Genomic DNA, 18547 nt, shown 5'->3' on the forward strand with positions numbered 1-18547 from the left:
CGTGAGTGACGATTTCCGCGTCCACCGCGTGGTGACCTCCGGGGTACTCGGGGCCGGGCGCCCCGGGTACCCGCCAGGGGGCATCCCGTTGGAAAACAACGTCTTCGTCGTCGGTGACGAGAAGACTGCCCTGATTATCGACGCTGCACACGATGCCGACGCTGTCGCCGACGCTGTTGGCGAGCGCGACCCGCTCGGGATCCTGCTCACGCACGGTCACGAGGATCACGTGAATGCCGCGATCGCACTGGCCGACAAGCTCGACACACACCTGTACCTCCACCCAGCGGACCTGTTTCTGTGGGAGGAGACGCACGGTGTCGAGCGGCTACCCGATTTCGAGCTTGTCGACGGCGCCGCGTTCTCGGTTGCCGGCGTTGAGCTCGTAACGATCCACACTCCGGGGCACACCCCGGGATCGGTGTCGTTCTTTGCGGGGTCGATCGGAACGCTCTTCTCCGGGGACACGCTCTTCGAAGGGGGTCCTGGCGCGACACGTTGGGAGTACTCGGATTTCACCCAAATCATCGAGTCGATCAACTCCCGGCTGCTGACGCTGCCTGCAGTTACGACGGTGCTCCCTGGCCACGGTTCAGCAACGACGATTGGCGCCGAGGCGCCGCAGTACAAGGCCTGGATCGAGCGCGGCTGGTAGCTCGCAACTCGCCAATGAGGGAGAGGCCCCGCTGCGGTGCAGCGGGGCCTCTCCCTCATTCTGCCGGCGCTCCGGCACCGTGTGACTAGATCGTGTCGCCGAGCTGCCTAAACGTGCGGTCAATGTAGCTCATAGGGTCGGCCACGTCACCGAAGTGTGCGTCGAGCACGCCCGCGACCACGATCACCGACGAGCCGACCTCAAGCTGATGGAGTGAGCGGCAGCGCAGCGCGACCCGGACGCCTCGCAGCAACGGCTCCCCCGTCGGGAGCATCTCCCACCCCTGATCCTGGGTGAAACGTTCGGTCCCCGACACAGCGAAGGTCTGCGCGATCTCAGCATGGCGTGCATCGAGCAGGTGGACGATAAACGAGTCTGCGTGGAGTACCCCGCCGGCGCTCCCAGTCGCACGCGTCACTGAGAACGAGAGCGCTGGTGGATCCACGGCGACCGAGGCAACGCTCGAGACTGTCAGCCCAACCGGCCCCTCAGGGGTCTGCGCCGTGATGAGACCGACACCCGCCGGGTGATCACGAAACGCCCGCTTCAGCGCATCGCCTGCTTCAAACTCGTTCATCGAGGACTCCATGCTTCTCTCCAGCACCGCCGGCATCGCGGCGGCGCGACAGTCGTGCCACCTACCCCAACCGGGGCGTGCGCTCGGCTATTCCCGGAGCGGCGTACGCGCCCATGGTGCGCACGAACACCATGAGCCAGGCGAACAGCAAGCTCGCCGCCATGAACTCCGTGCCGGTGAGGTTGTAGTAGCCAAAGGGAATCCAGAGCAGCACAGCAACGACGATACCGACCACCACAATGAGCGAGAACACGGCGAGGTCTCGCGGCACACCAACGATGCGTCGGAGCGCCATGAACACGAAGACCCCGAAGAGCACGAGCATGCCTGATGCGGACCCAACGTGCACAGCAATGTTCTCAGCGTCGGGCACGAACCCGGCGATCGCCATGCAGATTCCGATGCCGGCGAAGAGCCAGCTCAGGGTACGGACGAGGGCGGGATCTGCTGCGCCTCGTGCCCGAAGGCCGCTCTCGATGTCGCGTCCAATGTAGTTGGCAAGCACCGTCAGCACGAAGCCTGTGAGAATGAGCGACACGTTAAAGCGGTAGCCCGCCGCACCGCCCTCGTTGCCGAGCTGCGAGAAGTGGAGTTGCCACCACGACGTATCGGGTGAGGTCACCATGCTGGCCATGGTGCCAATAAAGAGCTGCATCGTCGCGAGTAGAGCGACCGATTCGGAGCGAACACGCGAACCGGCGAGGGCGCCAGCATAGGTCATTGCCGCTGCCGCAGCCCCAGCGAGCACCCCACCACCCAAGGGATCGACGGTCAGGCCCTGGAACCCCAGACCGAACAGGCTCGCGATCGCCATGATCGCGAGATAGGACAGCATGCTTGCCCCGAGCGTGAGCGCAAGGACATCGAACACTCGCTTTGCTCTCGGCAGCTCGCGTCGCCAGCTATCGCGCCCCCTGCGGGATTCCAGCAGAAACGCTGCCGCAAAGGCGAGCCCAGCCCCGCCGCCCGCGCACCACGCGCCGATGTTGCCCAGCGAACCGCTGCCGGCAAGCGGGAGTCTCGTGCCCGTCATGAGGATCGCTGTCAGCGCGGCCGCAATGAAGAACGCGGCGATGGCCCACTGCGTTGCTCGGGCCTCAATCGCCGAAGGCCTACTCCCCCGAGCCACGCCCGGGGTACCGCCATCGCAAGAGTCGGGCAGCGGGCGTGTTGGCTGGGCCGAGGTAGTCACAGAATCCGCGTGCGGGTCAACTTCCCCTTGAAATGACAGGCGTGTCGGATCTTCTGGCGCTGACGCAGGCACGGACTCTCCATTCGTTTCGAGCAACACGCGCCCAGCAGGATTCGTGTGCGACGCAATTCCACACTAGACTGATCGAGTTCGCTTTCGCGAGCGGAGGGCCTGTAGCTCAGCTGGTAGAGCGCCACGTTTACACCGTGGATGTCGTCGGTTCGATCCCGGCCGGGCCCACCATTTCCTACACAACGGGAGCCTCGGATAATTCCGAGGCTCCCGTTGTTCGTTGCACCAGCGAGCTCTCCGGGGAAGAGATGCCCGCGGAGAGATACCCGCGGGCTGCCCCGCCCAGGCCCGTTCTTCCCCACCGAGGCCCCGTTCTTCCCCAAAGATATTGGATCGCCTCAAGATATCCTCGCCCGGCCGTTTCCGGGCCTACGTTCGCACAATCACAGATCTTCGGGCCTTCCATTCATTCGAGGTGTGCTCGTAGACTCAGAGAACGTCTCGGCGTAGGCTGCAGGGCACACTGATCGCTGCGGCTGCTTCGACACCGAGGGGGATGGAGCACACATCATGACTGATCCGAACCGTGTGATCGGCGGGCGCGAGCGCGGACCGGCGATGGGCACCGTGATCTTCTCAGCACTCATGGTTGCGTGCGGACTCGTGCTCCTCATCACCCGCGTTGTCATGTCCGACATCAGCGTGCTGGGCCTCTCCCAAGGCGCGCTCTTCGTGATTGTCGGGTGCATGATGGGCTGGCCCGCCGTGCAGCGTGTCCGCCGCAACAAGCGTCGCGAAGCGGAAAGTTAGCCCCGGCCAGGGGGCATGGCGTTCACCCGCGCAGGCCGGCTCGCCTAGCGTCAACAGCATCGCTGTGCAAAGATAGTCCCTTGCATCGCTCAACCGAGCGGCTTGGACTCTCATATCAGTTGCACAGCATGGGAGAAGCTCCCTTGCGACGCGACGCGACACCCCGACGGAGATGATCTCGTGAGCTCACCCGAGCACACCACCCCCGATTCCGAAGGCGTCAGTCACGCCAGCGAACCCGAGGCCGCACTCTCTGCCGAGCCCATGCCTGACACGGGCGCGCTACTGCTCGAACCCGGGGACCAGGATCTTCCCGACACGGTTCACCTCCACGAGGCCGTGCAGATCTCGGATGACGACAGTGACGAGCGGATTACCGCAAAGCTGCGCACACACGGCGTGCGCATCGGCCGAGGCATGATCTCGCCTCGCGTGTTCTGGCCTGCCCTGATCATCATCCTCGCGCTCGTCGGGTACGCGGTCGCGCTGCCAGACGCCGCAGAACAGACCTTCAGCAGCGTGCAGGGCTGGATTGTGGAGCACCTCGGCTGGTACTACATGCTCGTCGTCGCAGTCTTCATCGCCGTGGCTGCGTTCATCGGGTTCTCCCGACTTGGACGTATCCGGCTTGGGCAAGACGACGACACCCCTGAGTTCGGGCTCATGTCGTGGTTCTCGATGCTCTTCGCTGCCGGCATGGGCATTGGCCTCGTGTTCTACGGTGTCGGAGAGCCTCTCACCTACGCCACGGTCGACCCGAAGCCGGGTTGGGAGGGCGGCCAGAGCGAAATTGCGGGCCTCGCCCTGGCACAGACCTTTGTACACTGGGGCATTCACCCCTGGGCTATCTACGCGATTATCGGGCTGGCGATCGCATACGCGATCCACCGGCGCGGCCGACCGGTCTCGATCCGCTGGGCGCTCGAGCCACTGTTCGGCGAGCGCGTCAAGGGCTGGACGGGTGACCTCATCGACGTGCTCGCGATCCTCGGCACCGTTTTTGGCGTTGCGACCTCGCTCGGCCTCGGGGTCCAGCAGATCTCGGCTGGCATGGTCGAGATCGGCATCGTCGACCGCGCGGACAACACGCTGCTCGTCATCCTCATCATCGCTGTCACCCTCATCGCCATGCTCTCAGTCGTTAGCGGCATCGGCGCTGGCATGAAGTGGCTCTCGAACATCAACTTGAGCCTTGCCGGCGCGCTGCTCATCAGCATGCTGCTACTCGGACCGACGCTCTTCCTCTTGCAGAACCTCACTGAGTCCTTCGGCTTCTACCTCGCCAACTTCATGCAGATGACGTTCGACGTCGGCGCGTTCCAGCGCGGCGAGGCGAACAGCTGGTTCGCGAACTGGACGATTTTCTACTGGGGCTGGTGGATCTCGTGGTCGCCGTTCGTCGGAATCTTCATTGCACGTATTTCGCGCGGCCGCACGATCCGTGAGTTCATTGCCGGCGTCATGCTCGTGCCGACCCTGGTCGGCATCATCTGGTTCTCGGTGCTCGGCGGCAGCGGGCTATTCAGGCAACTCTTCGGCGCGGGTGACCTCGTCGAAGACGGCACCGTGAACATCGACAGCGTGCTCTTCAAGATCCTTGGCGATCTCCCGTTCGGCACCATCTTCTCGATCGTCGGCATCATCCTCGTCGCGATCTTCTTCATCACGTCTTCCGACTCCGGATCGCTCGTGGTCGACATGCTCGCTTCGGGTGGCCACCCGAACCCGCCCGCCTGGTCGCGCATCCTATGGGCCGTCATCGAGGGACTCGTCGCCATCGCGCTGCTGCTCGCCGGCGGGCTGAAATCCCTGCAGGCGGCTGCACTGGCGACAGCCCTTCCGTTCAGCGTCATTCTGTTGCTGATGGCCTTCGCGACGCTCAAGGCGCTGCGGATCGACGACAAGGTACTCGAGCGTGCAGAACGGACCCAACGGCTCGAGCGCCTCACGGAGCACATGACGAGCCAGTGGGCAGGCTCGCTCGCCGACAATGCGGAGATGGAAAGCTATGTGAACGACCGCATCGACTACCGAATCTCGCGCACCCGCGGCGTCTTCCCGGTGCGGCCAACCAGTCGCCCACAGCACAAGAAGTAGCCTGACCCGCAGACACAACCGCGGCCCGGCCAGAGCGTGAAGCTCTGGCCGGGCCGCGGTTCGTCCGAGGGACCCTTAGCCGATCGCAGCAATCGCGTCGCGGTACGCGCCAAAGTCGCGAGCCTGGCCCGGGGCGGTCTCGAACGAGGCGAGCACCTTGCGGCCCTCCCCGATGACGAGCGTTGCGCGGGTGGCGATGCCAGCTTCTTCGACGAAGACGCCGTAGTCCTTCGCGACTGCGCCGTGCGGCCAGAAGTCGGAGAGGATCGAAAACTCGTAGCCTTCGGTCTCGGCCCAGGCCTTGAGCGCCCACACCGAGTCCACAGAGATCCCGAGCAGGCGCACTTTGCTGTCTTCGAAGATCTGCAGGTTGTCGCGCAGCTCGCACAGCTCACCCGTGCAGATGCCCGAGAACGCGAGCGGGAAGAACACGAGTGCCACGGGGCCCTCTGCGACGAGTTCGCTCAGCGTGAGCTCCTCGCCGTGCTGATCGGAAAGCGTGAAATCTGGCGCGACTGCGCCCACCTCTAGAACCATGTTCATCAACCTTTCGGGCGTTTTCAACGCCGCTGTGCGAATTCCCAACTTCCCCAGACTAGCCGCGAAAGGGCCTGAAGATTGTTTGGGAATGACACAGACACCCCTCTGATTCCCCGTTCGGTGGTGGATGTTCGCTAGTCTGGGAGATGCCCGCTAACCTGCGGGGCGTTTTTTGAGTTGCGTGCTCAACGGGGCTGAACCCACATGCCCATGGTTTTGCGCGTGGTGGCGAATGGAGCATTTTCCGTGGCTGTGAACACACAAGATCCTTACTCCCAGGATCACGAAGACATGGATCCCGCTGAGACCGCCGAATGGCGCGAGTCCCTCGATGGCGTCGTCGACACGCATGGCCCAGGCCGCGGTCGCGAGATCATGACAAGCCTGCTCGAGCGTTCGCGCGAGCTGCACCTGAGCGTGCCGATGGTCCCGACCACCGACTACGTGAACACGATCGCGTCTGAGAACGAGCCAGATTTCCCGGGCGACCACGATACTGAGCGCCAGTACCGGTCGTGGATCCGCTGGAACGCGGCCATGACCGTGCACCGCGCGCAGCGGCCCGGCATTGGTGTCGGCGGCCACATCTCAACGTATGGTTCAGCGGCGTCGCTCTACGAGGTCGGCTTCAACCACTTCTTCCGCGGCCAGGATCACCCGGGCGGCGGAGACCAGATCTTCGTGCAGGGGCACGCCTCCCCCGGCATGTACTCGCGCGCATTCCTCGAGGGCCGGCTGTCGGCCGACCAGCTTGACGGCTTCCGCCAGGAGAAGTCGCACGCCCCGAACTCGCTGCCAAGCTACCCGCACCCGCGCCTCGCTCCCGAGTTCTGGCAGTTCCCGACCGTGTCGATGGGTCTCGGCCCGATCAACGCAATTTACCAGGCGCAGGTGAACAAGTACCTCACCAACCGCGGCATCAAAGACGCGAGCGACCAGCACGTCTGGGCGTTCCTCGGTGACGGCGAGATGGACGAGGTCGAGAGCCGCGGCCAGCTCCAGGTCGCCGCGAACGAGGGCCTCGACAACCTCACGTTCGTCGTCAACTGCAATCTGCAGCGTCTTGACGGTCCCGTACGCGGCAACGGCAAGATCATCCAGGAGCTCGAGAGCTACTTCCGCGGTGCCGGCTGGAACGTCATCAAGGTCATCTGGGGCCGAGAGTGGGACGACCTGCTTGCCCGCGACCAGAGCGGCGCGCTGCTGAACATCATGAACACCACGCCCGACGGCGACTACCAGACGTACAAGGCCGAGAGCGGCCTGTTCGTGCGCAACCACTTCTTCGGCAAGGACGAGCGCGCGCTCGAACTCGTGAAGGATTACTCGGACGACGAGATCTGGGGCCTGCGCCGGGGTGGCCACGACTACCGCAAGGTCTACGCCGCGTACAAGGCCGCGACCGAGCACAAGGGCCGCCCGACCGTCATCCTCGCGAAGACCATTAAGGGCTACGGCCTTGGTCCGCACTTCGAGGGCCGCAACGCGACCCACCAGATGAAGAAGATGACGCTTGACGACCTCAAGCTGTTCCGCGACACCATGCACATCCCGATCACCGATGCGCAGCTCGAGGAAAACCCGGCACTGCCCCCGTACTACCACCCGGGTGAGAACGATCCGACCATCCAGTACATGCACGAGCGTCGTCGCGAGCTCGGCGGGTACCCGCCCGAGCGTCGCGCAACGCACATCCCGCTGACGCTGCCCGAGCCGAAGAGCTACGCGGTCGCCGCGAAGGGCAGCGGCACGCAGGAGGCCGCGACCACGATGGTCTTCGTGCGCCTGCTCCGCGACCTCATGCGCGACAAGGGAATGGGCGCGCGTTTCGTGCCGATCATTCCCGATGAGGCGCGCACCTTCGGCATGGACTCGTACTTCCCGACGTCGAAGATCTACAACCCGCACGGCCAGAACTACACCTCGGTCGACCGTGAGCTGCTGCTCGCGTACAAGGAGAGCCCGCAGGGTGTCATCCTCCACGTTGGCATCAACGAGGCGGGCGCGGCAGCCGCGTTCACGAACGTCGGCACCTCATACGCGACGCACGGTGAGCCGCTCATCCCGATCTACATCTTCTACTCGATGTTCGGGTTCCAGCGCACGGGCGACGCAATCTGGGCCGCAGGCGACCAGATGGCGCGTGGCTTCATGATTGGCGCGACCGCCGGCCGCACCACCCTCACGGGTGAGGGCCTGCAGCACGCAGACGGTCACTCGCTGCTGCTTGCGTCGACGAACCCCGCTGTCGTCTCCTACGACCCGGCGTACGGCTATGAGATCGGGCACATCATGCGCTCGGGCATCGAGCGGATGTACGGTGGCGAGCACGAGGACCCGAACGTCATGTACTACCTCACGGTGTACAACGAGCCGATGATCCACCCGGCCGAGCCCGAGGGCGTTGACGTCGACGGCATCGTCCGTGGTCTGCACCGCGTGAGCGAGGCCAAGGGCGGCACCCACCGAGCACAGATCCTCGCCTCCGGCGTGGCCGTGCCGTGGGCGATCGAGGCGCAGGAGATCCTCGCAAACGACTGGGGCGTTGCCGCAGACGTCTGGAGCGTCACGAGCTGGTCTGAGTTGCAGCGCGACGGCCTCGCCGCCGAGCAGCACAACTTCAACAACTTCGGTGGCGAGCAGCGCACCGCGTACCTCACCGAGAAGCTCGCAGGAGCCGAGGGCCCGAAGGTCGCAGTAAGCGACTGGACCCCCGAGGTACCCGAGCAGATTCGCCCGTACGTTCCGGGAGACTTCTCGGTACTCGGCGCGAACGGCTTCGGTTTCTCCGACACCCGCGCGGCCGCACGACGCTTCTTCAAGATCGATCGCGAGTCGCTCGTCGTGAAGGTGCTCCAGCGCCTCGCTGTCGAGGGCAAGATCGACGCGAGCGTCGCCGTCGAGGCAGCAGCGCGGTACCGCCTGGACGACGTCAACGCCGGAACGACCGGCGGCGCGGGCGGGGACGCCTAACGAGCCGTCGTATGACTACTAATAGAGCGCAGGAACTGGCCTGGCTTCGCACCATTTCGGGCGAGCTGGCAACGCTGACCGTGACGCGGCTCGAGGACACGCTCCCCTGGTACGGGAACATGCCCCCGAGCCGCCGCTCGGCGGTTGGACTGGTCGCGCAGACCGGGATCAGCTCGTTCATCCAGTGGTACGAGGATCCCGGGGCGACTCCCTGGATCGCCTCCGACGTCTTCAGCTCCGCACCGCGCGAGTTGCTCCGTTCGATCAGCCTGCAGGAAACCCTGCAGCTCATCCGCGTCGTAGTCACCGTGGTTGAGGAGCGCGTCGCCCCGCGGAGCCACTCGCTCCGCGAGGCGATCCTCCACTACTCGCGCGATGTGGCGTTTGCCGCCGCCGATGTGTATGCGCGGCAGGCTGAGGCCCGAGGGCTCTGGGATGCCAGGCTCGAAGCGCTGGTGGTCGATTCGATCCTCACGGGCGAGTCTGATGACGAACTGCCGAGCCGGATCGCGGCCCTCGGGTGGCACGGCGACGGCGAGGCTGCGGTGCTGGTGGGGAGCGCGGAACGCTCGGTAGACGTGGATCAGTTGCGCCGCACCGCCCGTCACGCGGGCGCGGATGTGCTGATTGGTCTCCAGGGGACCCGCCTCGTGCTCGTCCTCGGCCGGATGGCACCGCCAGCAGTCGATGGCGCGCCGGCGCCGACCGCCGAGGAGCCGCCTCGGACGTTCCTCGAGATTGCGGGGCGGCTCTCCGATGGCTTCGCTGACGGTCCACTCGTGCTCGGGCCGACCGTTGACAATCTCATCGAGGCGTCTAAGAGCGCGCGCGCCGCGCTCGCGGGTGTCGCGGTAGCCCGCGCCTGGCGCCACGCTCCCAGGCCGGTACTTGCGGATGATTTGTTGCCGGAGCGCGCGCTCGCTGGCGATGGCCTCGCTCGGCGGACCCTCATCGAGCAGATCTATGAGCCGCTGCTCACGCACTCCGCGGAACTCATGGAGACGCTCTGGTGCTATCTCGACAATGGTCGCTCGCTCGAGGCGACGGCACGGGAGCTCTTCGTGCACCCGAACACGGTGCGCTATCGCCTGAAGAAGGTGTCCGAGGTCATCGGTTGGAATGCAACCGGTGCCCGGGAATCGCTCATCCTGCAGTCCGCGCTCATCGCCGGTTCTATCGCTCAGCAGGGCGGCCGACGCCCTCCCAAACGGGCCTCCTAGAAGGTTCCTACAATGATTCTTCGCATTTATCGTCGACTATATGCAGACAGATGCCCCGTCATCTGAGAAACTAAATGACGTGATTGTTATCGCTTGCCCGGGTCAGGGCTCCCAAACCCCCGGTTTCCTCTCCGAGTGGATCGAAGATGCGGCCTCCCGCACCTTCCTCGAGGCTGCGTCCGATGCCTCCGGCGTCGACCTGCTCCGTCACGGAACGGAGAGTGACGCCGACACGATCCGTGCCACGGAGATCGCGCAGCCGCTCATTGTTGCTGCCTCGCTGCTGTCCTGGCGCGCGCTTGCTGCGCGGGTCGACCTCAGCACGGTTGGCGTTGCCGGGCACTCGGTTGGCGAGTTCGCCGCGGCAGCAGCCGCTGGCGTGCTGAGCGAGACCGATGCGATGCGCCTCGTTGGTGTCCGTGGCCGCGCGATGGCGGAAGCCGCAGCGGCTGAGCAGACCGGCATGTCCGCGGTCGTCGGTGGCGTCGAGTCCGACGTGCTTGCGGCAATTGAGGCCGCAGGCCTCACTGCCGCGAACCGGAACGGTGGCGGGCAGATCGTCGCCGCGGGTTCCCTCGCAGGCCTCGCCGCCCTCGCGGAGAGCGCGCCTCGCGGTGCCCGGGTCATCCAACTGCAGGTCGCCGGCGCGTTCCACACCAGCTACATGGGCTCCGCAGTCCCCGTTCTCGCCGAGGCAGCCGCTGCGACCGAGGTGAACGACCCGACGCGCCAGCTCTGGAGCAACGCCGACGGTGGTCTCGTGACCTCCGGCGCGGGCTTCCGCGACTCGCTCGTGTCACAGATCGCGAGCCCGGTTCGCTGGGACGCGTGCATGGAGTCGTTTACCGGCGCCGGCATCACAGGGCTCATCGAGCTCACCCCCGCCGGCGCGCTCACGGGGATCGCCAAGCGCGGCCTCAAGGGCGTTCCTGCTGTTGCTGTTAAGACCCCGGCTGATCTTGAGGCTGCAGTGCAGCTTCTCGCCGATGCAGCCTGATCGAAAGGATCGAATCGTGGCAACCCTCGTACAACCCACAGGACCAGCGCACACGCGCGTGCTCGCAGTTGGGGCCGCTCGCGGCGATCTGAACGTGCCGAACGACGATCTCGTCGGGCCGATCGACTCGTCTGACGAGTGGATCCGCCAGCGCACCGGCATTGTCCAGCGCCGTCGCTCCAGCAAGCACATCGGCGCGGTTGATCTCGCCGTAGAGGCGGGCGAAGAGGCGATCGCGAAGTCAGGCCTTGATCGTGCTGACATTGACGGCGTCATCATCTCGACCGTCTCAAACGTGGCGGTCACGCCTTCGATGGCCGCACTCGCCGCGCACCGCCTGGGGCTCACCCCTGCCGCTGCGTTCGACATTTCGGCCGCCTGCGCCGGGTACGTGTACGGCGTCGGCCAGGCCGATGCGCTCGTACGCTCAGGCGTCTGCAAGAACGTGCTCGTCATCGGCGCGGAGAAGCTCTCCGATGTCGTCGATCCGACGGATCGCTCGATCTCGTTCCTACTCGGCGACGGCGCAGGCGCTGTTGTTGTCGGCCCGAGCGACCACACCGGCATTGGCCCAACGGTCTGGGGTTCTGATGGCGAGAAGTGGGACACCATCAGCATGACTTCCACCTTCGAGGAGTACCGCGAGGCGCCAGGCGTCGTCGCGTGGCCGACGCTGCGGCAGGACGGGCAGACCGTGTTCCGCTGGGCAGTGTGGGAGATGGCTAAGGTCGCTCGGAAGACGCTCGAGACCTCGGGGATCGAGCCCGGAGACCTCGCGGCGTTTATCCCGCACCAGGCAAACATGCGGATCATCGATGAGCTCGCCAAGCAGCTCAAGCTTCCCGAAACCGTCGCCATTGCTCGCGATATTGAGATGCAGGGCAACACCTCTGCAGCATCGATCCCGCTCGCAATGCACGCACTGCTCGCGGAGCGCCCCGAGCTCTCTGGTGGCCTCGCGCTCACCATCGGCTTTGGTGCCGGCCTCGTCTACGGCGCGCAGATCATCGAACTTCCGTAGCTCCCGCTCTGGGCGCGCCCCGCGCGCCCTGTCGACTTCCCCGGGGAAGTTGCGAGAAACTACTGCACGAGGTTTACTACAAACCCCCATCAAATAAGGAGAATCCAATGGCATTCAGCAACGAAGAGGTCCTCGCAGGCCTCGCTGAGCTCGTCAACGACGAGACCGGAATCGCGGCCGACGTCGTCGCACTCGACAAGTCGTTCACCGACGACCTCGACATCGATTCGATCTCGATGATGACCATCGTCGTCAACGCAGAAGAGAAGTTCGACGTAAAGATCCCCGACGAAGAGGTCAAGAACCTCAAGACCGTTGGCGACGCAGTCGACTTCATCGTCAAGGCTCAGGCCTAAGCGAAGCTTTCGCGGCTGGGAAGGGTTGGCTCTGCTGAGGCAGCCCCCTTCCCTGCCGCCTGCTTCACCCCACAGACTTTTACGGGCTGTCTCTCACAAGGAGACTCCCGAAACCCACGCGGAGAGCCACACACATGAGCAAGAAGATTGTCGTCACTGGTATTGGCGCGAGTTCGCCACTCGGCGGGACCGCCCCGGAGAGCTGGGAAGCACTCCTTGCCGGCGAGTCAGGCGTGCGGACCATCGAGGCCGACTGGGTCGAGAAGTACGATCTCCCCGTCACCTTCGCTGGGCAAGCCCGCGTTCACCCGACCGAGGTACTCGAACGCCCAGTTGCCAAGCGCCTCGACCCGTCGAGCCAGTTTGCGCTCGTCGCTGCGAAGGAAGCATTCGCTGACGCCGGCTCCCCCGACGTGCACGCCGAGCGCTTGGGCGTTGACTGGGCCACCGGCATCGGTGGCATCTGGTCCCTGCTTGATGCGTGGGACACACTTCGGGAGAAGGGCCCGCGTCGAGTAATGCCGCTCACCGTGCCCATGCTGATGCCGAACGCCCCCGCAGCCGCGATCTCAATGCATTTCGAGGCACGCGCGTTCGCACGCACGGTGGCATCGGCCTGCGCCTCGAGCACCGAATCCATCTCGAACGCCTACGAGCACCTGCAGCTTGGCCTCGCTGACGTCATCATCGTCGGCGGGTCTGAGGCAGCGATTCACCCGATCACGCTCGCCTCGTTCTCGTCAATGCAGGCGCTGTCGCGTCGAAACGACTCCCCCGAGACGGCCTCGCGCCCCTACAACACGGACCGCGACGGCTTCGTCATGGGCGAGGGCGCAGCTGCGCTCGTGCTTGAGACCGAGGAGCACGCGCTTGATCGCGGCGCGAAGATCTACGCCGAGATTGCGGGCGGCGGGGTCACCGCAGATTCGTACCACATCACGGCGAATGACCCCGAGGGCCACGGCGCCATCCGCGCGATGAAGCTTGCGCTGTCGCAGGCCGGCGCCCACGCCGAGGACGTCACGCACATCAACGCGCACGCAACGTCGACGCCCGTTGGTGACATCAACGAGTACACTGCGCTGCTCGGCGTATTCGGGGATCGCGCACGCGAGATCCCCGTGTCGGCAACGAAGGCGGCCACCGGCCACTTGCTGGGCGGGACCGGCGCCCTTGAGGCACTGTTCTCCGTGCTCGCGGTGCACAACCGTGTCGCTCCCCCGACGATCAACCTCGTCGATCAGGATCCCGAGATCCCGCTGCAGGTGTCCGGCCAGGCGCAGCCGCTCGGCGATGGCCCGCAGCTCGCGATCTCGAACTCGTTCGGCTTCGGCGGGCACAATGCCGTCGTCGCAATTCGGTCATACGACGCGTAACGACACCGCGACAGCAGCACCGTTGCCCGGGTGAACCGGAGCAACACCGAGAGGCTCTGAGGTGACTGGCAGTGTGCCAGCACCATCAGAGCCTCTCGGCATTCGATGAGCGGTCGGGTCAGGCCCTGCGGGACCTACCGATAACGGTGACGATGCCCCCAAGGATAAGGAGTGAGAGCGCGCCGCCCACGAGCAGTCCGGCGTTCGATCCCGTTGCCGCGATCGCGTCAATCTGCTTCGCAGGTGCACTCGAATTCAGGCGATCCGCGCTCCCCGCGGGCTGTTGACCGTCATCGCCCGAAGCTGGGCCCTCGCCACCGGAAGTTCCATCATCCGTGCCCTGACCACCGGCGAGCTTTGCTCCGGTGAAGCACCACTCGTGCTGCGAGCCGGTAGGGAACGCGTATCCGGCCAGGGGCGTCGCGACGACGCAGAGCGTTTCTCCAACCTGCAGGGTGTAACTGCCGGGCGCCAACGGCGCTCCAGCGCCCGTGGCGTACGTGTAGCCAGTTCCGAGAGCCGGGACAGTGACAACGTTTGCTGAGGCAGCCTTCGCTGCGGCCAGCGGGGTCACGAGCGTATGTTCTTGCGTTGGCTTCTGGAAGCGGTACGTGGTTGCGAACTCCTGCCCCCAAACTGCCTGCCCCGGTGACACATACAGGCCGTGAATGGCAATGTCGTACGTCCCGTAGTCGCCAGGCACGAATGTCTCGAAACGCCCATCAGCGGTGACCTGCATCGGATCGGGCTGCACAGGCTCGCCGTTGATCAGCAGCCGGATTGCCCCCTCGCTCACGCCCTCAGCGAGGTAGTACGAGAAGCCAAGCTCGAACCCACCTCTGCGCTCGCTTGGGCCAATATTGATGCCATCGACCCTCACCGTTCGCGTCTCCTCGCTCGCTTCTGGGGCGGGCACGTCGACCGTGTGCGTGTCGAACTCTTTCCAAGCGCTCCCCGCCTCGGTGTTGTACCAGCCCCGAACGACGACCGTGTGCGAGCCAGTCGACAGCGGAATGAACTCGTCGTATGAGCCCGGCCCGAAGAACTCGTTGAAGAGCTCCCCGTGGACCTCGCCGTCAACGAGGACACTGTAGTAGCCCTGCCGGAACTTTGGCGCCCGGTCGTAGTCGAAGCTCACGTGGACGCCGCCCGATACCGGGCGCGTGTCCAGGTTCGACACTTCAGCGGTCAAGAGCTGATCGAACGGGAGGGCCTCGGGGATTTCCTTCCAGAAGCCGTCTGCATCGAGGTACTCGGCGAAGTCGTCGTTCTGCGCGAGCGGCGCGGCGGCAAGCTGCTTCCCCGTCGGAGCGACCGGGCTTTCGCTGTGCGCGTCTGTCGCGTGTGCGGCGAGGGGCGTGAGCAGCAGCGCCCCCGTGACGAGGAGCGCACCGAGCGCCGAGGTCTGCAGTTTCATAGTTCTCCTTAGCGAGAGCAAGATAGAAGATGCGAATCTGCCCTGCGTGAGGCGGCGCGCCGCTGCTCGACACAGAACGCTCTCACTATGCCATTGCTATGAAGATTCGTGTGGCGCTTTCGGACGGACCCGGATCTTCAGGAAAGACCGGAAATCGCGTACCCGCACAACGGGCGCCTCGGTAGGGCGGACGGGACTTGAACCCGTGACCGAACGATTATGAGTCGTGTGCTCTAACCAACTGAGCTACCGCCCCGAAACAACTGCACCAGCTTATCGCAGCACACAGCCCGATGAGTAACGCAAACGCCCGAAGGCGAACGGCCGCTACCGCCACTCCTGTCGGATCACGTTCGCGTTACGTTCACGCGCGTCGGATCGGATGACGGGTATGGTCTTGGACAGGGCTGCTGACAACGGCGTCGCCAGCCCTACCATTCAGCGCGCTAGTCCTCCGGGTCAACCGGGGTCACGACAGGCATCTTCCCCGTGTGATCGAGCACCGATTTCCCCGACTGCGGATGGAAGCGTGAGATTCCGATGACGCCGACCATCGCGGTCGCTCCCGTGATCACGAACACGACGGAGACCCACGCGGGCGCGTGCGCAGCCTCACCGAGAATGAGGATGCCGATGAACACGGCGACCATCGGATCGATGACTGTCAGGCCAGCCACGACGAGGTCCGGCGGCCCCGAAGAGTACGCGTTCTGCACGAAGAGCATTCCGAGCAATCCGCCGGCTGCCAGCGCGGCAACACACGTCCAGGTCAGCCACTCGAAGTCGCCCTGCTGGAGCCGACTGATCACGACCTTGGCGAAGGTCGCAACAAAGCCGTACAGCACGCCAGCGCCGACGATGTAGATGAGCGCGATCCCGCGGTGCCGGTACAGCACGAACAGGATGCGCGCGAGAATGAGCACCACCCCAAACGTGATGAGGATCGCGAGCAGCTTTGCGTCAGTCACGACCTGGTCGCGCACGTTCGTTGCCGCAACGAAGACGAACACGGCAACGCTGCCGACCGCGAGCGCGATCGACGCCGTGACGCGTTTACCGAGTCGCACTCCCGAGATCCGGGAATTCAATACGGAGGTAATGATGAGCCCGACAACGCCGATCGGCTGCACGATGGTGATCGGCGAGAGTGCGAGCGACCCGAGCTGAAACACGACTGCGAGACCGAGCAGCACCGTTCCGACGACCCAAGACGGCCGCCGCAGAAGGCTCAGCATGTGCCGGAGCGACAGCCCGGCATGTGCGCTCACCCCGACAATGCGTTCGACCTTGTTCAGACCGCGTGACTGATACTGGGCGCCAAACGCGAGCAGCGCCGCACCGACGAGCGCAAGCGGGATCCCCCAATACTGGCGCGGATCGAGCGGGATGCCCTCAGGCAGCTCCAGCAAGAAGCCGCCGGCCCCGAATAATTCCATCACCATGCAAAGCTACCCGACTGATCGCCGCTTTGCCGTGCCGCCGCGCCTGAAAGACCACCTGCGTCGAACTGTCTCGACCCGTTCACACGCGTTCTCCAGTGCTAGTCGTTACCGTGCATCAAGTCGACGAGCCGATCCGCCGCGGACGCAACCTCGTCATTGACGATGATTTCGTCGAATTCATCAGCCGCGGCGAGCTCGATCTTGGCTGTCTCGAGTCTGCGCGTGCGCTCTTCCTCGTTCTCGGTACCGCGCCCCACCAGTCGGCGCACCAGCTCGTCCCAGCTCGGCGGGGCAAGGAACACAAGCCGAGCGTCTGGCATGCTCTGCCGCACCTGGCGGGCGCCCTGGAGATCAATCTCGAGCAGTACGAGTTCGCCGCGCGCGCTCGCATCAACGACGGGCCCGCGGGGCGTGCCATAGCGATGCTTGTTGTGCACCGTCGCCCACTCGAGCAGTTCGTCTGCGGCAAGCATGCGGTCAAAGTCCTCGTCCGAGACGAAGTAGTAGTGCACGCCCTCGATCTCGCCGGGCCTGGCTGCTCGGGTCGTAGCCGAGACGGAGAGCCGAACCTCAGGGTGGTGATCGCGGACATACGTTGCGACGGTGCCCTTGCCAACTGCCGTCGGACCTGCCAACACCGTCAGCGGGGGGCGCTCGCCGCGCGGGAGGGCGCCTGAGCGATCACGCACGAACACCTCGAGCCGCTCTCGCTGCAGGGTGCCGAGACCGCCGAGGCGTTTCCGCTCGGAGATCTGCAGGTCATCCCGAATCCGCTCGGCCTTCACCTGGCCGATCGACGGGAACGACAGCAGGTAGTCGGTGATCCGAAGGGTCGAGGCTGCGTGGCCAGGCACCTTCGAATACTCGAGCACCTTCAGCGGCGACATCTCGCCACCGCGCAACTTGCGCTTGAGTTCAGCGCGCGCCTGGCGCGCTGCCACCGCAGCGCGGTTGGCTGCGACCCGGTCTACCTCCGGCATTCCTGCCTGCTGCTTCGTCATGATCTCCCGTAGAGCGCCTCAGTGATGAGCCTGGCCCGTTCGCGAACGCGATCGGTGAGGCCTTCGCCTCCACCTGTAAGGATACTGCGCGATTCATTGGCAAGCACTGCATGCCCGATTCCGCCGAAGATTTCAGCAGCATCCTCGATCCTCGCCCCCTGATGACCGAAGCCGGGCGCGAGCACGGGCAGCGCGGGTTCCGCGCGCACCGAGGTATCAATGCCGAAGTCTCCGAGCTCAACCGTCGCACCAAGCACAACGCCCACGGAGCCCACGGTCTCCCCCGCGTGCTCACGCGCATTCCACGCGTTCGCGCTCGCGACCATCGACGCGGCGAGCGTCTGGCCGTCGCCGCGCACCGCGGTCTGCACCTCGCGGGCCTCCGGGTTCGAGGTCGCGGCGAGCACGAAGAGCCCCTTGCCGTGCTCGCGCACGAACGGGAACGCCCCGGAGAGCGTCTCGAAACCCATGTAGGGCGCGACGGTCATCGCGTCGACCTCGAGCGGTGAGCCAGGCGCGAGCCACGCCTCGGCGTAGGCGGCAAACGTGGACCCGATGTCCCCACGCTTCACGTCGCCAACAACGATGAGCCCTGCCGCACGCGCGTCCGCGAGCACCCGCTCCAGCGCCACGAAACCAGCGGATCCGAAGCGCTCGAAGAAGGAGATCTGCGGCTTGAGCGAGGCCGCGACGCCGGCGGCGGCCGCGACCACGTCGCGGCCCATCCGCTCGGCGCCCGCGGCGGAGTCCTCAAGTCCCCACTCGGCGAGGAGCCCCGCGTGCGGGTCGACGCCGACGCAGAGGTGCCGGCCCGCGGCGAACTCCGCCGCGAGCCTGGCACCAAACGATGACACGGTCATA

At 65.2% G+C, this 18547-nt stretch carries 16 protein-coding genes and 2 tRNA genes; 10 read left to right on the plus strand and 8 right to left on the minus strand.

Features of this window, described 5'->3' with window-relative positions; all coding sequences use genetic code 11:
- Position 1 precedes the first annotated feature (1 nt).
- Positions 2–655 (plus strand): MBL fold metallo-hydrolase, encoded by a 654-nt coding sequence (locus AUL38_RS07885; RefSeq protein ID WP_235590651.1) that lies wholly within the window; start codon positions 2–4, stop codon positions 653–655.
- An 85-nt stretch (positions 656–740) separates the two neighbouring features.
- Here the strand turns inward: AUL38_RS07885 and AUL38_RS07890 are convergent, their stop codons facing one another.
- Together AUL38_RS07890 and AUL38_RS07895 are read right to left on the minus strand one after the other, a co-directional pair.
- Entirely contained in the window at positions 741–1232 is a 492-nt protein-coding gene (locus tag AUL38_RS07890) for a flavin reductase family protein (protein WP_153006519.1), read from the minus strand.
- Positions 1233–1293: 61 nt separating this feature from the next.
- The gene (locus AUL38_RS07895) at positions 1294–2361 is read right to left on the minus strand and encodes a DUF998 domain-containing protein (RefSeq protein WP_059060842.1); all 1068 of its coding nucleotides are present in this window, start codon (positions 2359–2361) and stop codon (positions 1294–1296) included.
- A gap of 230 nt (positions 2362–2591) precedes the next feature.
- Here AUL38_RS07895 and AUL38_RS07900 point away from each other — a divergent pair.
- The 3 genes from AUL38_RS07900 to AUL38_RS07910 all read left to right on the plus strand — a co-directional run bounded on the left by AUL38_RS07900 (position 2592) and on the right by AUL38_RS07910 (position 5343).
- Positions 2592–2667 (plus strand) — tRNA-Val (locus AUL38_RS07900).
- A 339-nt stretch (positions 2668–3006) separates the two neighbouring features.
- Positions 3007–3246: a hypothetical protein gene (locus tag AUL38_RS07905; RefSeq protein ID WP_059060844.1), complete on the plus strand. Its 240-nt coding sequence runs from the start codon at positions 3007–3009 to the stop codon at positions 3244–3246.
- Between the two features lie 264 nt (positions 3247–3510).
- Entirely contained in the window at positions 3511–5343 is a 1833-nt protein-coding gene (locus AUL38_RS07910; protein WP_083506724.1) for a BCCT family transporter, read from the plus strand.
- Positions 5344–5418: 75 nt separating this feature from the next.
- On the opposite strand, the gene AUL38_RS07915 is transcribed toward AUL38_RS07910, so the two are convergent.
- Positions 5419–5880 (minus strand): peroxiredoxin, encoded by a 462-nt coding sequence (locus tag AUL38_RS07915; protein ID WP_059060846.1) that lies wholly within the window; start codon positions 5878–5880, stop codon positions 5419–5421.
- 249 nt (positions 5881–6129) lie between these two features.
- Between AUL38_RS07915 and aceE the strand changes: the two genes are divergently transcribed.
- The 6 genes from aceE to AUL38_RS07945 all read left to right on the plus strand — a co-directional run bounded on the left by aceE (position 6130) and on the right by AUL38_RS07945 (position 13826).
- Positions 6130–8856, plus strand: a complete 2727-nt coding sequence (gene aceE / locus AUL38_RS07920) for a pyruvate dehydrogenase (acetyl-transferring), homodimeric type (protein WP_059060848.1) — start codon at positions 6130–6132, stop codon at positions 8854–8856.
- Positions 8857–8867: 11 nt separating this feature from the next.
- On the plus strand, positions 8868–10076 hold the full coding sequence (locus tag AUL38_RS07925; protein ID WP_059060850.1) for a CdaR family transcriptional regulator: 1209 nt from the start codon (positions 8868–8870) through the stop codon (positions 10074–10076).
- A 79-nt stretch (positions 10077–10155) separates the two neighbouring features.
- The gene (locus tag AUL38_RS07930) at positions 10156–11073 is read left to right on the plus strand and encodes an ACP S-malonyltransferase (protein ID WP_059060852.1); all 918 of its coding nucleotides are present in this window, start codon (positions 10156–10158) and stop codon (positions 11071–11073) included.
- A complete protein-coding gene (locus AUL38_RS07935; RefSeq protein ID WP_059060854.1) occupies positions 11063–12094 on the plus strand; it encodes a beta-ketoacyl-ACP synthase III in 1032 nt (343 codons plus the stop codon). Before AUL38_RS07930 ends, AUL38_RS07935 begins: the two co-directional genes overlap by 11 nt.
- Positions 12095–12201: 107 nt before the next feature.
- A complete protein-coding gene (locus AUL38_RS07940; RefSeq protein WP_010157098.1) occupies positions 12202–12450 on the plus strand; it encodes an acyl carrier protein in 249 nt (82 codons plus the stop codon).
- Between the two features lie 134 nt (positions 12451–12584).
- Positions 12585–13826, plus strand: a complete 1242-nt coding sequence (locus tag AUL38_RS07945) for a beta-ketoacyl synthase (protein WP_059060856.1) — start codon at positions 12585–12587, stop codon at positions 13824–13826.
- 118 nt (positions 13827–13944) lie between these two features.
- Here the strand turns inward: AUL38_RS07945 and AUL38_RS07950 are convergent, their stop codons facing one another.
- The 5 genes from AUL38_RS07950 to pyrF form a co-directional block, all read right to left on the minus strand.
- Complete coding sequence (locus AUL38_RS07950) at positions 13945–15243, minus strand: hypothetical protein (RefSeq protein WP_059060858.1); 1299 nt, start codon at positions 15241–15243, stop codon at positions 13945–13947.
- A 182-nt stretch (positions 15244–15425) separates the two neighbouring features.
- Positions 15426–15499 (minus strand) — tRNA-Ile (locus AUL38_RS07955).
- Between the two features lie 190 nt (positions 15500–15689).
- Positions 15690–16685: a multidrug DMT transporter permease gene (locus tag AUL38_RS07960; protein ID WP_235590652.1), complete on the minus strand. Its 996-nt coding sequence runs from the start codon at positions 16683–16685 to the stop codon at positions 15690–15692.
- Positions 16686–16783: 98 nt separating this feature from the next.
- Positions 16784–17686: a guanylate kinase gene (gene gmk, locus AUL38_RS07965; RefSeq protein WP_059060859.1), complete on the minus strand. Its 903-nt coding sequence runs from the start codon at positions 17684–17686 to the stop codon at positions 16784–16786.
- Positions 17683–18546: an orotidine-5'-phosphate decarboxylase gene (gene pyrF / locus AUL38_RS07970; RefSeq protein ID WP_059060861.1), complete on the minus strand. Its 864-nt coding sequence runs from the start codon at positions 18544–18546 to the stop codon at positions 17683–17685. Before pyrF ends, gmk begins: the two co-directional genes overlap by 4 nt.
- Position 18547: the final 1 nt, after the last annotated feature.

The sequence above is a fragment of the Leucobacter sp. G161 genome, from assembly GCF_001482305.1.
Lineage (GTDB): Bacteria > Actinomycetota > Actinomycetes > Actinomycetales > Microbacteriaceae > Leucobacter.

Coding starts and splice junctions, on each gene's coding strand:
- AUL38_RS07910 (WP_083506724.1), top strand. CDS start 3,511: ATGCCTGACACGGGCGCGCTACTGCTCGAACCCGGGGACCAGGATCTT.
- AUL38_RS07940 (WP_010157098.1), top strand. CDS start 12,202: ATGGCATTCAGCAACGAAGAGGTCCTCGCAGGCCTCGCTGAGCTCGTC.
- AUL38_RS07915 (WP_059060846.1), bottom strand. CDS start 5,880: ATGGTTCTAGAGGTGGGCGCAGTCGCGCCAGATTTCACGCTTTCCGAT.
- AUL38_RS07935 (WP_059060854.1), top strand. CDS start 11,063: ATGCAGCCTGATCGAAAGGATCGAATCGTGGCAACCCTCGTACAACCC.
- AUL38_RS07925 (WP_059060850.1), top strand. CDS start 8,868: ATGACTACTAATAGAGCGCAGGAACTGGCCTGGCTTCGCACCATTTCG.
- pyrF (WP_059060861.1), bottom strand. CDS start 18,546: ATGACCGTGTCATCGTTTGGTGCCAGGCTCGCGGCGGAGTTCGCCGCG.
- AUL38_RS07945 (WP_059060856.1), top strand. CDS start 12,585: ATGAGCAAGAAGATTGTCGTCACTGGTATTGGCGCGAGTTCGCCACTC.
- AUL38_RS07890 (WP_153006519.1), bottom strand. CDS start 1,232: ATGAACGAGTTTGAAGCAGGCGATGCGCTGAAGCGGGCGTTTCGTGAT.
- AUL38_RS07960 (WP_235590652.1), bottom strand. CDS start 16,685: ATGGTGATGGAATTATTCGGGGCCGGCGGCTTCTTGCTGGAGCTGCCT.
- gmk (WP_059060859.1), bottom strand. CDS start 17,686: ATGACGAAGCAGCAGGCAGGAATGCCGGAGGTAGACCGGGTCGCAGCC.
- AUL38_RS07950 (WP_059060858.1), bottom strand. CDS start 15,243: ATGAAACTGCAGACCTCGGCGCTCGGTGCGCTCCTCGTCACGGGGGCG.
- AUL38_RS07905 (WP_059060844.1), top strand. CDS start 3,007: ATGACTGATCCGAACCGTGTGATCGGCGGGCGCGAGCGCGGACCGGCG.